Genomic DNA, 17,133 nt, shown 5'->3' with positions numbered 1-17,133 from the left:
GAGAGACAGTTGCAGTTAGCAGACTAAAATTATAGAAATCCGATTGGTGCAAAAACCAGTCGGATTTTTTTTATTTCACAAACTCTCAAACCAGAAATAAAACCTTATTTTCCCTACTAAAAAAACGTATTTTTTTCGTACTTTTACTAAACTTATAAAAATCAGATCATTATATTTTATTTTTAGCAAAATAAATTTTCTGAAGCCCCAATAAACTGACGGCACATCATAACCCATAACAACTTCAAATACACAATGGGTTGAGATTTAATTTATTCTCTTCAATACATAAATCGGTTAATATTAACCGAATAATAGTCCATTAAAAAAATAAAAATCATGGCTATTGTAATCAAATTTAAACATTTGGGGTTTTCCAGAGCCAAATATCATGAAGTCATTAAACAGCTTGAAAATGCCGGACAAGGGAATCCTGTAGGCCGTTTTTATCATGTGTGTTACGGAAACGATAATGAAGTAGATATTCTGGATGTTTGGGATAATAGGGAAGATTTTAACGCTTTTGGTGAAACATTAATCCCCATACTTAATGCTATGGATGTTCAACTTGGAGAACCAGATATTCAGGAAATTTTTGGTGTTATCATTGGCTAAAAATTATTTAAAAAAAAACCTGACTATCAAAATCTCTAAGAACCAACTTACCATCTTAATTAATTCATTTTTAAGTTCAAAATGAATCCCATTCTTTTCTAATTATTAAATCTAAAAATCCAACATCATGATTATCGTTCAGGACACTTTTATCTGTAAGCCCGGAAACGCTTCAAAACTAGCCAAATTATTCAAAGAAATAATGAATGACAGACCCGAGCATCTTAATATTTTAACCGGCATTTCGGGAGAATTTAACAAAGTAATCATGCTTAGTAAATACGAAAGCATTACTGCTTACGAACACTCTTATGACGAATACATGCAGGACAGCGAGGAAGTAAAAAGAATTAAAGAAAAGATGAAAGGCTATCATGACATGTATTTTACCGGCTCTCGCGAAATTTATCAGGTTTGGTAAACTCCTTTCTAACAAAAGCAATCCAAAAAATTACTAACCATCAAAAAATTAAATTATGGAAAACACTACATCCCTTTTTGAAAGACTTGGCGGCCTCAAAGGAATTGAAGCCATCGTTGATGATATTGTGGAATTACACATGAATAATCCCAATGTAAAATCCCGTTTTTTACCCTTAAAAGACAATCCGGAACATTTTGCTGAAGTTCGCCAGCACCTCATTAGCTTTCTGGCTTTTGGAAGCGGCGGTCCGGTAGAATACAAAGGAAAAGACATGACTGCCGCTCACAAAGGCATGAACATCAGTAACGGAGAATACATGAACGTAGTCGATGACATTATGACTGCACTTGATAAAAATAACATTGATGAACAAACTAAAAAAGATGTTTTGTTTATCGCTTATTCCCTCAAAGCAACCATGGTTCACGTTTAATTTTACTAAAATAGTATTTTGAAAAAGTCCCTTTTTATTCCGTTTCTACATTAAAAACAACTTTGTTCCAAAAAATCAAACAAAGTTGTTTTTTTTTTGCAAAAATTATTCAAACAAATTGCCTAAGACAAGGATTCCAACTGATGAAAAACAGGCGTTTTTGACTCATTTTAAAATTTAATTAAAAATTATTCTAAACAAGCGCTAGGAATTTACATACTAATTTCATAATTTAACACTAACAAAAAAAATACCACATACGCATACGATTTAACTGAATTCTTAACCATTAAATCTATATCTTATGTCTAAACTAAGTCTTTATGAAAGCAACTGGATTAACCTAGTTTTCGAAAACAGAAACAAAGAGTACGGCGCTTTTCAATTGCGTCAGGAAACCACCAAAACTTCCTTTCGGGCTCTTACTTATGGAATTTTATTGTGTACAGCACTCATTGTCCTGCCCAATTTTTTAAATCTCTTTAAAACATCCGACATCTCAGTTCCTACTACCGATTGGACAGATACGGTTATACAATTAGACAACATTTATTCACCGGATAAAACGCCTGAAGCAGCAGCTCGGGCATTGCCAGCCGCCAAAGCTCCAGTCGATGTAACAGACTCTAAACAACTTATCAATCCTACTGTGGTAGCAGCTCAGCAAGCAACTCCTGTGGATAATTATACACTGGAACGCACTAATCCGGTTGAAAATCCAACGACTGGAAATGCCATCTCAGGCTCAAATACCGGTTCTGAAATTGGTGTAGCCGGAGGAACAGGAAACGGAAATGGTTCGGCGCTCGGTACAGGAAATTCAGATACTAACGGAAGTGAAATCGTAAATAATGTAATGCTGGACAAAAAACCGGAATATCCGGGAGGAATAGAAAAATTCTATCGCTATGTGGGGAATCATTTCAACAGCCCGGTAATGGATGAAAATAAAAATGTTCGCATTTTTGTTTCATTTGTAGTCGAAAAAGACGGCAGCATGACCGACATCAAAGTGCTCAATAAACCGGGAGCTGCACTAGAAAAAGAAGCCATCAGAGTTTTACAATCTATCAAAGTAAAATGGTCGCCTGGTATTTACAATTCAAAACCAGTACGAACAGCTTATAATTTACCCATAGTGGTTCAGGTTAATTAAATTAGATTTAGTTAAAAAAGGAAAAGGAGTTGTTACTAAAAAGACAACTCTTTTCTGTTTTTATCCGGCTAAATTTAACATTTAAAACAATCCGCACTATTTTTTATCTGAAAGCTTCCCGGTTTAAAAACTATCTTTTTAAATCAACATTCCGTATATTTGTAGCCTTAAAATTGATTTATGGAAACTGTTGTAGATAACAATAATCCCGTTACAAGCCAAACTGAACCAGCAGCAAATGTTGCTAAACCAAAATGGTTAAAAGTAAAACTCCCAATCGGAAAAAAATATACTGAACTTCGAGGCTTAGTTGATAAATATAGCTTAAACACCATTTGTACCTCCGGAAGCTGCCCTAATATGGGAGAATGCTGGGGCGAAGGAACCGCAACTTTTATGATTTTAGGTAATATCTGTACACGTTCTTGCGGTTTTTGTGGCGTAAAAACTGGACGACCTGAAACTGTAGATTGGGACGAACCGGAAAAAGTAGCCCGTTCTATCAAAATCATGAATATTAAACACGCCGTAATTACAAGTGTAGACAGAGATGATATCAAAGATGGAGGTTCTATTATTTGGTTAGAAACGGTAAGAGCTATCCGCCGTATGAATCCAAATACCACTTTGGAAACACTTATTCCTGATTTTCAGGGAATCGAAAGAAATATTGATCGTATTGTGGAAGCAAATCCTGAAGTTGTATCTCACAACATGGAAACCGTTCGCCGATTGACTCGTGAAGTGCGTATTCAGGCAAAATACGACCGAAGTCTGGAAGTATTACGCTATTTAAAAGAAAAAGGAATCAACAGAACCAAATCCGGAATTATGTTAGGACTTGGAGAACAGGAAGAAGAAGTTTTTCAAACTATGAGAGATTTACGTGCTGCCAATGTTGATGTTGTAACGCTTGGACAATATTTACAACCAAGTAAAAAACACCTTCCGGTTAAGGAATTTATCACTCCGGAACAATTTGCCAAGTATGAACAATTTGGTCTGGAATTAGGATTCCGTCACGTAGAAAGCGGTCCGTTAGTTCGTTCTTCCTACAAAGCACAAAAACACATATTATAAAAAGTTTATTCGGTTAATCGTTTATTTGCTTAACCGATTAAACCGTTAAACAAATAAACAAGAAACTTGAAAACAAGAATTGCCATCAATGGTTTTGGCCGAATCGGTCGAAATCTGTTTCGTCTTCTTTTAAATCACCCGGAAATAGAAGTAGTTGCTATCAATGATATTGCCGATACCAAAACAATGGCACATTTGATAAAATACGACAGTATTCACGGTGTTTTGCCACAAAATGTTACAGTAAGCGAAACCGGTTTTTTTATTGAAGACAAACACTTTTTGTTTTTTCACGAAAAAAGTATCTCCAATCTGAACTGGAAAGATTTAAATATTGATTTTGCAATTGAATCAACCGGAAGACACAAAAGTTACGAAGCCTTAAACGAGCATATTATTGCCGGTGCAAAAAAGGTAATTCTTTCGGCTCCTTCAGAAGTGGACACCATCAAAACAGTCGTTTTAGGTGTTAACGAACATATTTTGGACGGAACCGAAAAAATCATCTCAAACGCCAGTTGTACTACGAACAACGCTGCTCCGATGATAAAAATAATCGACGAACTTTGCGGAATTGAACAGGCTTACATCACCACAATTCACTCATTTACAACTGACCAGAGTTTACACGATCAGCCACACAAGGATTTACGCAGAGCCAGAGGTGCCAGCCAGTCAATTGTTCCTACAACAACAGGTGCGGCTAAAGCATTAACAAAAATTTTTCCTATCTTAGACGGCAAAATTGGCGGATGTGGTATTCGTGTTCCTGTTCCTGATGGTTCACTAACCGATATTACTTTTAATGTAAAAAAAGCAGTATCGATAGCTGAAATCAACGAAGCTTTTAAAAAAGCAGCAAAAAATGAGTTAAAAGGAATATTGGATTATACTGAAGACCCTATTGTTTCCGTTGATATAGTAGGAAATAGAAATTCATGTTTATTTGATGCCCAACTTACCTCTGTAATTGATAAAATGGTAAAAGTGGTTGGTTGGTATGATAACGAAATTGGATATTCGTCGCGCCTGATTGATTTAATACTATTGACAAAACCAAACTAACTGGATGCATTTAAAAATCAAATTCTACCTGATTTTCATCTTTCTATTCAATTCAATCCTGTATTCTCAACATGAAGAAACGGACAGTATTAGCTATTACAACAATTTAGCCAATATTCATATTAAAAAAAATCAATACAAAGAAGTCTTTTTCTATACGCAAAAAGCCATAAATTATGCTCAGGAAAAAGCAAATACCAAAGAACAAGCCATCCAGACCGCTAAACTGGGACGCTTGTATTACAACTTAAAAAAATACGACGATGCTATCGACAAACTTACCGAAAGCATTGGTCTTTTTAAAACACTCAGTCCAACTCCCGAATATGCCAAAGCCTATTATTATTTGGGGCTTACTTATATTGAAAAAGCAAATTTGGCTGCTGCCGAAACCTGCATTAACAAAACTGCAGCTATTTCGAAAGCCTTACAACTCAAAGACAACGACAATTTAATCCTGCTTCAAAAAGCGATTATCAATAGGGAAAATAAAAAATACGAACTGGCTTCTGCACAGCTGAACACTATTATTTCTAAATCCGATGCTCCTAATTTAATAGACACTAAAGCGGAAGCTTTGTACCAAATGGGGCTTATTGAACAACAAAACAATCGCTATAATTTAGCTTTAAGTTATTTTAACAAAGCGCTGAATTTAAACGCTAAAAATCAAAATTCAGAACAAAAATCCCATATTTTACTAGCCATCAGCCTTGTTTACGACAAAATGCTGGACAAAAGCAACGCCTATTCCTATTTAAAATTGCATCTCAATTTAAAAGAAAGTCTTGCCATTGCCAACAATGAAAAATTAGGCATCAACGATTACGAAGCGTTTAAAGAAAGTCAGCGAAAAATCAATCAGGCTCGTATCAATAAAAAGAAAAAAGATCAGGAACGAACCGAAAAATTCTCCCGACTAATCAACTATCTATCTGTTGCGCTTATTGCTATTCTTTCGTTATTGAGTTTTTCACTTTACAAAATCAATATCATTCGAAAAAAATCCAATTTGTTATTACAGGAAAAAAATAATGAGTTGATAATTGCCAAAGAAAAAGCCGAAAAAGCTTCGAATGCCCGCGCCGATTTCCTTTCAACTGTAAGCCACGAATTGCGTACTCCACTGAATGCCATCAATGGAATTACTCACCTTTTATTGGAAGAAAACCCTAAAAAAGCACAGTTACACTACCTTAGTTCTTTACAATATTCCGGAAATTATTTGACTGCTTTTATCAATGATATTTTAGAAATCAATAAAATTGATTCGAATAAAATTGAAATAGAACGCATCAATTTTGATTTAAAAAAATTATTACTAGACATCAAAAATTCATTAAACGAAGTTGCTACAAAAAACAAAAACGAATTTATTCTTGAGATTGACAATGCTATTCCGACACATTTAACTGGTGATCCAATTAAATTGTCTCAGATTTTCATGAATTTAATCAACAATGCCCTTAAATTCACTAAAAACGGAAAAGTAAGCATCATAGCAAAATTAAAATCTCTTGAAAACCAAAAAGCAATCATCGCTTTTGATATTATCGATACCGGAATAGGCATTCCGGAAGAAAAACTGGAAAGTGTTTTTGACAGTTTTTCTCAGGGTTCTACCGAAATCAACAGAAAATACGGCGGTACCGGCTTAGGTTTAACTATTGTAAAAAAAATACTGAGCTTACTGGGCAGTGAAATACATCTTAAAAGCAATGTGGGCGAAGGCTCAACTTTTTCTTTTGAATTAGCCTTAACTGTTAACGAACAACAGCCGGAACAAGCACCTGTACAAGAAAACATTTTTGATCTTTCTAAAATAAAAGGGAAAAATATCTTAGTTGTTGAAGACAACAAAATCAATCAGATGATTACCAAAAGAATGCTGGAAAACAGAGAAATTCTTTGCGAAGTAATCGACAATGGCGAAGAAGCCATTGAAGTGATGAAAAACAACAAATACGATTTGGTTTTGATGGACGTGCATTTGCCAGGCATCAACGGAACGATTGCAACAGAGGAAATCCGAAAATTTGACACTACAACGCCTATTATTGCCATGACCGCTATTTCATTAAACGAAAATCGGGAAATGTTACTTTCTTATGGCATGAATGATGTGATTACTAAACCTTTTATTCCAAACGATTTTTACGTGATTTTATCCAAACATTTAGCAAACTAAGCCTTCAAAATCAATTCTCTGATTAACATTCTAACCTTCGGTTCGGCATTTTTGGCAGCTTGCAACACTTCATCGTGAGAAATCGTTTCGATACTTTCCTCGTCTCCCATATCGGTAATAACTGAAACCCCAAAAGTTTCCAAATCCATGTGACGCGCCACAATTACTTCGGGAACAGTGGACATCCCTACACAATCAGCGCCCAGAATTTTCACCATTTTGTATTCGGCCAAAGTTTCAAAAGTTGGTCCCTGCAAACCTAAATAAATTCCGTCTTGAACTTTTATATTATTTTTTTGTGCCAATACCTTAGCTAAAGCTATCATTTTTTTCGAATACGGTTCGCTCATGTTAACGAATCTTGGCCCAAAACGCTCGTCATTTTTCCCACGCAACGGATGTTCCGGAACCAAATTAATATGATCGTTGATCAGAATAATATCTCCAACTTTATAATTAGAATTTACTCCGCCGGAAGCATTGGAAACAATCAGTTTTTCAACGCCTAAATATTTCATCACGCGCACCGGAAAAGTAACTTCCTGCATCGAATAACCTTCGTAATAATGAAAACGTCCCTGCATGGCCACTACTTTTTTAGTTCCAATAGTCCCAAAAACTAAAGCACCTTTATGTCCTTCGACAGTAGAAACCGGAAAATTAGGAATCTCAGCATAAGGCAATGAAAATTCAATTTGAATATCATCGATAAAATTACCTAAACCCGAACCTAAAATCACTCCAAATTCCGGTGTAAAATTGGTTTTATCCTTAATATAACTAACGGTTTCCTGAACTAAATCCCACATAATTTTTAATTTTTTCATCAAACGGATTGGCTGCTGAAAGTAACTTACTTTGTATTGGTAAATAAAAAAGTTGTTCTTCCGGCAATTTTCCTTTCAATCGCACATAATCTTTTTCGGTCGTAATAATGATATTGTCCTGAGCCTGAATTACAATATCCTGAATATCATTTTCTGAAAAATGGTGATGATCCGGATAAGTCAAACAAATATCTTTTTCATTTTTCAAATAAGCATAAAAAGGTTCCGGCTTGGCTATTCCGGCCAAAAGCAATTTCGGTTCTTCTTTAATTCCGCTGACACTTATTTTATTTTCTGCCGAATAAACAAAATCATCATAAACAATACAGCTAAAAAACAACTCCTGATTTTCGGCTAGTTTTAATTTATTTTTTATCGAAAGTTGTTCCGGCTCTGAAAGATTTGGCGGACATTTAGTAACCACCACCACATCGGCTCTTTGCGAACCACTACGGCTTTCACGCAAATTACCTGCAGGCAACATGAAATCATCGGCATAAATATCGCCATAAGCGGTCAATAAAATATAAAATCCGGCTTTTACTTTTCGGTGCTGATAGGCATCATCCAGTAAAATTACTTCTGGTTTTTCATTTTGCGAAAGCAATTGCTCAATTCCGTTTTTACGATTAGCATCAACAGCCACCTGAATTTCGGGGAATTTTCGAAAAAACTGAAAAGGTTCATCACCTAATATTTCTGCATTCGCATTGGCATCAGCCAAAACAAAACCTTCTGATTTTCGTTTATAACCACGACTTAAAGTAGCCACCTTGTATTTTGTCGAAAGCAAACGAATTAAATATTCAATCTGAGGCGTTTTTCCGGTTCCTCCAACACTTAGGTTTCCCACAGCAATTATTGGCAAATCAAAACTGTAGGATTTTAAAATCCCTTTATCAAAAAGAAAATTTCGAATACTGGTTATCAAACCATATAAAATAGCAAACGGAAAAAATATTTTTCGAAGTAAATTCATATTACGAAAGTATATTTTTTATTTTAAAGTTGATTTGTTTATTCGTTAATTTGTTTAAGCTAAAAAACCAAAAACATGAAAATCAAAGAAATAATTTCCGTACTCGAAGAAATGGCACCCCTGGCCTATGCCGAAGATTTTGACAATGTAGGTTTACTGGTTGGGAATCAAAACACTGAAGCCAGCGGAGTTTTAGTTTGTCATGACGCATTGGAAAATGTAATTGACGAAGCTATTGCTAAAAATTGCAATCTGGTGGTTTGCTTTCACCCTATTTTATTTTCCGGAATCAAAAAAATAACGGGTAAGAATTATGTGGAACGCGCCATTTTGAAAGCCATAAAAAACGACATTGCTATTTATGCCGTTCACACCGCTTTGGACAATCATCAACAGGGAGTCAATAAAATTTTCTGCGAGGCTCTTGGGTTAAAGAAAACTGAAATATTAATTCCGAAGCAAAATTTCATTCGAAAATTAATCACCTATACGATTCCTGAAAATGCTGAGAAATTACGCAATGCCTTGTTTGAGGCCGGAGCCGGGAAAATAGGAAATTACGAAGATTGCAGTTTTAATTCCAAAGGAATCGGGACTTATATGGGTAACGAAAACAGCAATCCTGAAATTGGAGAGCGTTTTGAATTTGTAGAAAGTGATGAAATCAAAATCGAAGTTACTTTTGAAAAATATTTAGAATCTAAAATTTTAAAAGCACTGTTTAAAAATCATGTGTATGAAGAAGTGGCTTATGAAATTTATGATTTGCAAAATCAGCACCAAAATATCGGTTTGGGAATGATAGGCAAACTGGAAAATCCAATGGACGAAAAAGCCTTTTTAGCATTGGTAAAAGAGAAAATGCAAGCTGATGGAATTCGCCATTCTCAATTTTTAGGAAAAAAAATCCAAAAAGTTGCGGTGCTTGGAGGTTCGGGAAGTTTTGCTGTCAAAAATGCTATTCAAGCCGGAGCTGATGCTTTTTTGACCGCCGATTTGAAGTATCATCAATTTTATGAAGCCGAAAATCAGCTAATTTTAGCTGATATTGGACATTTTGAAAGCGAACGCTATACAAAAAATTATATTGTTGATTTTCTTCGAAAAAAAATTCTTAATTTTGCCATCATTTTATCAGAAGAAAATACAAATCCAGTTAAGTACTTATAGAATATGACTAATACGAAAGAATTAAGTGTTGAGGACAAGTTGAGAGCCATCTACGATTTACAATTGATTGACTCGAGAATTGACGAAATTAGAAATGTAAGAGGCGAACTTCCTCTTGAAGTGGAAGATTTAGAAGATGAAGTTGCTGGTTTAAGCACTCGTTCTGAAAAATTGAAAGGGGAACTTGAAGTAATTGAAGAGCAAATTAAAGCTAAAAAAAATAGCATCGACGAGCACAAAGAAGCTATTAAAAAATATACAAAACAACAGGAAAGTGTACGTAACAACAGAGAATTCAACTCTTTAACTAAAGAGATAGAATTTCAGGAGCTTGAAATCCAATTGGCTGAAAAGCAAATGAAAGAAATGAAAGCTTCTATTGAACACAAAAAAGAAGTTATTGCACAATCTAAAGAAAAATTAGAGTTAAAATCAAATCATTTAAAACACAAAAAATTAGAATTAAATGATATCATGGCAGAAACTGCCAAAGAAGAAGAATTCTTAACTCAAAAATCATTAGAATTCCAAGAGCAAATCGAAGAAAGATTGTTAGGTGCTTACAAAAGAATTCGTACAAGTGTACGTAACGGATTAGCAGTAGTTTCGATTGAAAGAGGTGCTTCTGCAGGTTCATTCTTCACTATTCCGCCGCAAACTCAGGTGGAGATTGCTTCCAGAAAGAAAATCATCATCGATGAGCACTCCGGAAGAATTTTGGTTGACAGCAGCTTAGCCGAAGAAGAAAAACAAAAAATGGAAAACTTATTCGCAAGTATTTAATTATATTTAAGTCCCGATTTAACATCGGGACTTTTTTATTATGAAAAAAGCTGTTTATTTTCTTTTTACAAAATCCATTGGTTTATACCTTAATACCCTAAGTTTTGTCTTTCCTGAAAAGGCAACCCAACTAGCCTATGCTCTTTTTAGCGAGCCCCGCGACGGCAGACTGGAAAAAGACAAACTTCCCGAAATCCTGAAAGAAACCGAAAAAGAAAGTTATCAATATCAGGGAAATCATTTCCAAACCTATACCTGGAAAGGCAATGAAAATATCATTTTATTAGTTCACGGCTGGGAAAGCAATGCTTCCAGATGGGAAAAACTAATTGCTCATCTTAAAAAATCCGGCAGCACTATTATTGCTTTAGACGCTCCGGGACACGGATTATCCGGCGGAAAAGAATTTAACATCCCGCAATATGCCTCTTTTATTGATGTTTTGGTTCAAAAATTCCATCCTCAATATCTTATTGGTCATTCTTTAGGCGGAAAAACCTGCTTGTATTATCAGGCTACTTATCAAAACAACAGCATTGAAAAAATGGTCGTTTTAGGTTCGCCAAGTGATTTTAAAATTATTTTGGACAACTACATTCATTTATTAAGTTTGAATGCTAAAATTTCCAAAGGAATGGAAAATTATTACCTACACCATTTTAATCTTAAAATCGAACAATTCACCGGAAAATTATTTGCTTCCAAAATAAAAGCTAAAGGACTTATTGCCCATGATGTTGAAGATGATATCGTCTTATTTGAAGAGGCTAAAAAAATTGCCGGCGCCTGGCAGGATGCTGTTTTTATTGAAACAAAAGGATTAGGACATAGTTTACACGACGACGAATTGTATCAAAAAGTATATCAGTTTCTTTTTGAATAACTCTGCAATAACAATTGCAATAACAAATTTCAAATAAAAACGTCCATTCATTTACTATATATTTATATTGACATTGCAATTGATATTGATATTGTATTATTGTTTACTTTTGCAGCATGGAAGAAAATCTAAAACGTCTTAATAAATTCATAGCCGAAACCGGTTTTTGCTCGCGTCGTGAAGCCGACAAATTTATTGAAGAAGGTCGCGTAACCATCAATGGCACTGTGCCGGAATTAGGTACTAAAGTTGCCTCAAATGACGAAATTCGTGTAGACGGCAAACTCATTCACGAAAAAAACGAAAAACCAATTTATTTAGCTTTCAACAAACCTGTAGGAATTGAATGCACGACTAATTTGGAAGTTCGAAATAACATCGTGGATTACATCAACTATCCGAAGCGAATTTTCCCTATTGGACGTTTAGACAAGGCTTCGGAAGGATTGATTTTCATGACGAATGACGGCGATATTGTCAACAAAATTTTGCGTGCCCGCAACAATCACGAAAAAGAATATACAGTTACAGTAAACAAACCCATCACCGATCGTTTTATTCAACGTATGGGGAACGGAGTGCCAATTTTGGATACTGTTACCCGAAAATGTAAAGTGGAACAAATAAGTAAAAACACTTTCAAAATTATTCTTACCCAAGGTTTAAACCGTCAGATTCGTAGAATGTGTGAATATCTAGGATATGAAGTTACCGCTTTAAAACGCATCCGTATTATCAACATTTCACTGGATGTTCCTGTGGGACGCTACCGTGAACTAACCGATGCTGAAATTAAAGAACTCAATCAATTGATTGCTCCTTCCAGTAAAACCGAAGAAGCAAGTTTACCCAAAACGGAAACTCCTAAAAGAAGAACTGAATTCATCAAAAAAGATGATCCGAGGTTTAGACGAAGAAACTCTTAAATGCAAAAATCCCATTCTTTTACGAATGAGATTTTTTTGTATCTATTCTGTTTCAACAAACTCATAATAAAGCGCTTTAGATAAAAAAGTAGCCTTTTTATTTTTATTTAAATCATAATTGACCCAAACATCTTCGATATTTTCTTCTTCAAAAAAAGCGTTTCTCAAATTATCATTATAATTCAAACTTCGCAAAAAATTAGGATCCACTCCTTTATTTACAGCGATATTATAATGCGTAATCAAATTACCCCAGTTTACATAACTGCATAATAAAATTGTTCCGTAACAATACCAAACCATTTGATTGAACAAGAAAGCATTTGTCTTTTGCCTGATGATTTTTGTAAAAGAAAAAAACAAGCCAATTATAGCTAAAATTAAAAAGACACAAACCCCTAACCTCTTATATGTCAATCCATAATAAGAAACATATTCAGCGTTTTTAATTAATGTACTGACGATCAGAACTGCATTTAAAACAATCCAAATTTTAGCTAACTTTTTAAGTGAATTCGCTTTTACATCAAAATTAAAACCACTCTTAAAATAAAACAGAATCACACCAACGGCCATTATAATTGAAAAAATTACCGCATTAACTCTTTCATGTGTATCGGCACTAAGTTTTGCCTTTTGAACCGCCTCAAAAAACTGTTCGTAATTATAAGTCACAATAAAAACAACAAGCAAAAGATTCAATAAAAACAACGTAATCTCACCACTTTTTCTTTCAAAATCGATATCCAGAAAAGAAAATGAAGGAACTGCTTCTATTCTTTCATTTTTATTAAAATCATTATCCAAAACGCTATTCTTTTCGTAGCAAATTTCAGGAATCCAATAATTCCAAAAAGTAAAGGAAAAGTAAAAACCTAAAATGGCAATTACAACAAGATGCCAAACATCCAAATCCAAATAATAATCTGTGAAAAGCGATGAAAAATGATTACTCCCAAAAGAGTAAACCACAAAAAACAAACCTAAAAAAACTGCAGGAATTACTCCATAGGCAATCAGTTTCTTGGCCAAATTATTATTCACTTTACGCTTAGATAAATATTGAGAAAACATAAAAACACGGCCCAATGTTGTTATCCCATTTAAAAAAATCAATGGAAAAACCTGTACCAACTTAAGACCGGAATCCTGGACTTTAAACTGCAAAAAGACAATCGAAAGAAATAATGCCAAAAAAGAAACGAAATCGCCATACCAGGCAAAAGCAAAACAGGATAAAACTGAAGTAATCACTAAAAACAGATGAAGCCTTTGCGAAAATTTTTCCTGAAAGAAATAACAAATAAAAGCAATTAAAGCTAAACCAAAAAGAGCCAGATTCACCCCAACCCCTTCATTATAAAATAACAGGATAAAAATCAGACTGCTCAACAAAATAAAATGGATTTTTTTCATAATAATTAAATTTAAAAGTACTTTGTATTTCAAAGTTTATTAATAAAATTTTTTTAAGTATTTGATTTCAACAATTTTTCAAGACAATCTAAATGCCCTTTAAAAGCTTCACGCCCGTTTTGGGTAACACGATAAGAAGTTTTAGGCTTCTTACCCACAAATTCTTTCTTCACTTCTATATATAGTGCTTTTTCCAAAGCGGTAGAATGACTCGCTAAATTACCGTCAGTAATATTCAAAAGCGATTTCATTTCAGTAAAATCTACCCAGTCATTAACCATCAGCACAGACATTATTCCTAATCTGACCCGACTTTCAAAATCTTTATTTAACTGATCTATCATTCCCATTGGTACAATTATTTGTATTTTTTGAACATTACTAATCCATAAACAATGTGCAAAATACCAAAACCAAAAATCCAAAACAACAAACCGTATCCTAAATAAAAAAGAGAAATACATCCGATAAGAATTTCGCAAAAACCTAAATACTTAATATCTGAAAAAGTATATTTCTCAGCATTAACTAATGCTAAACCGTAAAAGATTAAAGTAACAGGAGCTACCAAAACAAAGAATTGATGATAAAGTAATGCCAAACAAAAAACTCCTCCGGCCACTAATGGAATAGCTAAATTCAACAACATCTTTTTTGTCGTTGAAGTCCAGATAGGTAAATCATTTTTTTTGCTTTTTCGTACTGTAAAAAGAATCCCAAAACCTAAAGCGAATACAAAAATCAACAATCCAACAATTATTAATTGCAGGATTAAGTCATGTGAAAATTCAAATCCCTTCTCTTCAAAAAAGTCAATACCTTCCTTTTCCAATAACTGATACACATACAAACCGCCAACAAGAGCAGAAAGCCCTGCAAAAACACCTGAAAGTCCGCTCAGGGAAATAAATCGGGAAGAACGCTCCATCATGGAACGTATATGCATTAAATCTTCTTGATGCTTCTGATTCATAATTAAAGTACTTTGAAATACAAAGTTATATTTTATTTTTAAATAGCAAATCAAAATTTTATTTTTAATATAAAAAATAAAAGTCTAAAATCCCGTCTATAACACTGTATTAAACAACTTAAAACCATTGCTTTCTTTTGAACAAGAACACTCCAAAAAGAGACAACAAAAATGAAATAAGAATAATAATCCATATACCATATTGATTGTTCTCTAAATTATTAGGCACATTCATTCCATACAAACTTGCAATTAAAGTAGGAATCATCAATATAATAGAAATGGAAGTCATTTGTTTCATGATGGTGTTCATATTATTTGAAATTACCGAAGCATAAGCATCCATTGTACCTGTTAAGATATCGCTGTATATATTAGTCGTTTCCTGTGCCTGACGCAACTCAATTTCAACGTCTTCTAACAATTCCGGATCAAAATTTTCTCTTTGCAATTTTATATTTCGAATCCGGTGTAATAAAATATCATTTCCTTTTAGTGAGGTCATGAAAAAAACCAAGCATTTTTCTATTTGTAACAATGCCTGTAGTTCTTCATTTTTAATAGACTTTTCAAGATTGTTTTCGGCTAATTTTATTTTCTGATTGACTTGTTTCAGGTATTTTAAATACCATACACTGGAAGACAGCAACAGTTTTAAAACTAAATCAAAATTATCTTTGATATCGATTTGTTTACGTTTTGTATAAGACACAAAATCTGTAAGCATTTCTGTTTGTTGAAAGCTTACAGTAACACAAATTTCTCCCTTAAAAACTATACCCACAGGTATCGTTTGGAACGGCAATTTAACATCATTGCTTTTCACCGGAATTCTAAGAATAATTAATGTCCAGCCGTTTTCGACCTCAATACGTGGTCTTTCATCTAAATCCTCAATATCATTATAAAAAGCTTCCGGAATCTGAAGCTCATCAAGCAGGTATTTTTTTTCTGTTTCAGTAGGACATTCTACGTTAATCCAGCAGTTAGGAGTCCACGCTTCAACTTCTATTAATCCGTCATTATTTTTGTAAAATGCTTTCATTATAAAATGCTATAAAAAGTTTAATAGCATTTTGAATAATGTTCAAATGCTATATCAATATATTATTTCCGAATAATAATCGTCCATTGGGAAGGATTGTTTTTTAAAAGTGCTGCAAAAGTATTCTTTAAATTTTGTTACAAAAGCATTTCTGAAAAAAATTATACAATTTTTAAGATAAAAAAAGCCTTAAACTTGGCGTTTAAGGCTTTTTATAGAACAATAATTCTTTATTATTTGCGGCTTCTGATTTTACGAGCCAAAAGTGTATTTTTCAACAACATAGCAATCGTCATAGGCCCTACTCCTCCAGGAACTGGTGTAATGAAAGATGATTTCGGACTTACTCCATCAAAATCAACATCCCCTTTGATTACATAACCTTTAGGATTAGAAGCATCTTCAACACGGGTAATTCCCACGTCAATGATAACCACACCATCCTTAACCATATCCGCTTTTAAGAATTCCGGCACTCCTAAAGCCGTAATAATAATATCGGCATTTTTAGTAAATTCAGCCAAATTCTTAGTACGACTGTGAGTCAAAGTTACTGTAGAATCACCAGGATTTCCTTTGCGGCTCATCAAAATACTCATTGGACGTCCCACAATATGACTACGACCGATAACTACGGTATGTTTTCCGGAAGTTTCTACTTTATAACGCTCTAACAACTCCATAATTCCAAATGGTGTCGCTGGCAAGAAAGTTTCCATTTCTAAAGCCATACGTCCAAAGTTTGTTGGATGGAAACCATCCACATCTTTTTGCGGATCAATAGCCAGAAGGATTTTTTCTTCGTCAATATGTTTTGGCAATGGCAACTGAACAATATAACCGTCCAAATTGTCATCCTGATTCAAATCTTTAATTTTAGCTAACAATTCTGCTTCAGTAGTTTCTTCTGGCAAAGCAATTAACGTAGAATCAAAACCAATTTGCTCACAAGAACGAACTTTACTTCCTACATAAGTTAAACTTGCTCCATTATTACCAACAATAACCGCTGCTAAATGAGGTACTTTTTCGCCGTTGGCTTTCATTTGTTGTACTTCAGCAGCAATTTCTCTTTTAATATCTTCCGAAGTTTTTTTTCCGTCTAGTATTTGCATTTTTATTTTGAGTTATAGGTTATGAGTTATGAGTTACATAAAACTCACAATTTAT

At 34.0% G+C, this 17,133-nt stretch carries 18 protein-coding genes; 11 read left to right on the top strand and 7 right to left on the bottom strand.

Annotated features, from left to right (window positions below):
* The first annotated feature begins 339 nt into the window (after positions 1–339).
* From H599_RS0105245 to H599_RS0105215, 7 genes are all read left to right on the top strand, one after another.
* Positions 340–615, top strand: coding sequence for a hypothetical protein (locus H599_RS0105245; protein ID WP_026713167.1), 276 nt, complete (start codon positions 340–342; stop codon positions 613–615).
* Positions 616–742: 127 nt separating this feature from the next.
* Entirely contained in the window at positions 743–1,036 is a 294-nt protein-coding gene (locus tag H599_RS0105240; RefSeq protein WP_026713166.1) for a hypothetical protein, read from the top strand.
* Between the two features lie 55 nt (positions 1,037–1,091).
* Entirely contained in the window at positions 1,092–1,472 is a 381-nt protein-coding gene (locus tag H599_RS0105235; RefSeq protein ID WP_026713165.1) for a group I truncated hemoglobin, read from the top strand.
* A 304-nt stretch (positions 1,473–1,776) separates the two neighbouring features.
* A complete protein-coding gene (locus H599_RS0105230) occupies positions 1,777–2,628 on the top strand; it encodes an energy transducer TonB (protein ID WP_026713164.1) in 852 nt (283 codons plus the stop codon).
* A 180-nt stretch (positions 2,629–2,808) separates the two neighbouring features.
* Complete coding sequence (gene lipA, locus H599_RS0105225; protein WP_026713163.1) at positions 2,809–3,708, top strand: lipoyl synthase; 900 nt, start codon at positions 2,809–2,811, stop codon at positions 3,706–3,708.
* Positions 3,709–3,774: 66 nt separating this feature from the next.
* Positions 3,775–4,773, top strand: a complete 999-nt coding sequence (gene gap / locus H599_RS0105220; RefSeq protein ID WP_026713162.1) for a type I glyceraldehyde-3-phosphate dehydrogenase — start codon at positions 3,775–3,777, stop codon at positions 4,771–4,773.
* A 4-nt stretch (positions 4,774–4,777) separates the two neighbouring features.
* Positions 4,778–6,961: a tetratricopeptide repeat-containing hybrid sensor histidine kinase/response regulator gene (locus tag H599_RS0105215; protein ID WP_245600492.1), complete on the top strand. Its 2,184-nt coding sequence runs from the start codon at positions 4,778–4,780 to the stop codon at positions 6,959–6,961.
* Here H599_RS0105215 and H599_RS0105210 read toward each other — a convergent pair.
* Positions 6,958–7,770 carry a purine-nucleoside phosphorylase gene (locus H599_RS0105210; RefSeq protein WP_026713160.1) on the bottom strand — a complete coding sequence of 271 codons (813 nt, stop codon included), beginning with the start codon at positions 7,768–7,770 and terminating at the stop codon, positions 6,958–6,960. The two genes, H599_RS0105215 and H599_RS0105210, sit on opposite strands and share 4 nt — an antisense overlap.
* Positions 7,742–8,767, bottom strand: coding sequence for a tetraacyldisaccharide 4'-kinase (gene lpxK, locus H599_RS0105205; protein ID WP_026713159.1), 1,026 nt, complete (start codon positions 8,765–8,767; stop codon positions 7,742–7,744). The genes H599_RS0105210 and lpxK overlap by 29 nt, the downstream gene beginning before the upstream one ends.
* Before the next feature lie 75 nt (positions 8,768–8,842).
* On the opposite strand from lpxK, the gene H599_RS0105200 reads away from it, so the two are divergent.
* From H599_RS0105200 to rluF, 4 genes are all read left to right on the top strand, one after another.
* Entirely contained in the window at positions 8,843–9,937 is a 1,095-nt protein-coding gene (locus H599_RS0105200; protein WP_026713158.1) for a Nif3-like dinuclear metal center hexameric protein, read from the top strand.
* A gap of 3 nt (positions 9,938–9,940) precedes the next feature.
* A complete protein-coding gene (locus tag H599_RS0105195; RefSeq protein WP_026713157.1) occupies positions 9,941–10,720 on the top strand; it encodes a zinc ribbon domain-containing protein in 780 nt (259 codons plus the stop codon).
* 40 nt (positions 10,721–10,760) lie between these two features.
* Positions 10,761–11,603, top strand: coding sequence for an alpha/beta fold hydrolase (locus tag H599_RS0105190; protein WP_026713156.1), 843 nt, complete (start codon positions 10,761–10,763; stop codon positions 11,601–11,603).
* A gap of 116 nt (positions 11,604–11,719) precedes the next feature.
* A complete protein-coding gene (gene rluF, locus H599_RS0105185) occupies positions 11,720–12,529 on the top strand; it encodes a 23S rRNA pseudouridine(2604) synthase RluF (RefSeq protein WP_026713155.1) in 810 nt (269 codons plus the stop codon).
* A 42-nt stretch (positions 12,530–12,571) separates the two neighbouring features.
* On the opposite strand, the gene H599_RS0105180 is transcribed toward rluF, so the two are convergent.
* The 5 genes from H599_RS0105180 to H599_RS0105160 all read right to left on the bottom strand — a co-directional run bounded on the left by H599_RS0105180 (position 12,572) and on the right by H599_RS0105160 (position 17,078).
* Positions 12,572–13,945: a DUF4153 domain-containing protein gene (locus tag H599_RS0105180; RefSeq protein WP_026713154.1), complete on the bottom strand. Its 1,374-nt coding sequence runs from the start codon at positions 13,943–13,945 to the stop codon at positions 12,572–12,574.
* 53 nt (positions 13,946–13,998) lie between these two features.
* Complete coding sequence (locus H599_RS0105175; RefSeq protein ID WP_026713153.1) at positions 13,999–14,295, bottom strand: winged helix-turn-helix domain-containing protein; 297 nt, start codon at positions 14,293–14,295, stop codon at positions 13,999–14,001.
* A gap of 8 nt (positions 14,296–14,303) precedes the next feature.
* Positions 14,304–14,918, bottom strand: coding sequence for a hypothetical protein (locus tag H599_RS0105170; RefSeq protein ID WP_026713152.1), 615 nt, complete (start codon positions 14,916–14,918; stop codon positions 14,304–14,306).
* Between the two features lie 118 nt (positions 14,919–15,036).
* Positions 15,037–15,963, bottom strand: a complete 927-nt coding sequence (locus H599_RS0105165; protein WP_026713151.1) for a magnesium transporter CorA family protein — start codon at positions 15,961–15,963, stop codon at positions 15,037–15,039.
* Between the two features lie 233 nt (positions 15,964–16,196).
* On the bottom strand, positions 16,197–17,078 hold the full coding sequence (locus tag H599_RS0105160) for a bifunctional 5,10-methylenetetrahydrofolate dehydrogenase/5,10-methenyltetrahydrofolate cyclohydrolase (protein ID WP_026713150.1): 882 nt from the start codon (positions 17,076–17,078) through the stop codon (positions 16,197–16,199).
* Positions 17,079–17,133 lie beyond the last annotated feature (55 nt).

The sequence above is a fragment of the Flavobacterium daejeonense DSM 17708 genome, assembly GCF_000425425.1.
Classification (GTDB): domain Bacteria; phylum Bacteroidota; class Bacteroidia; order Flavobacteriales; family Flavobacteriaceae; genus Flavobacterium; species Flavobacterium daejeonense.
Note: the sequence above shows the minus strand (reverse complement) of the source record. Positions and strands in the feature narration are given on the sequence as shown.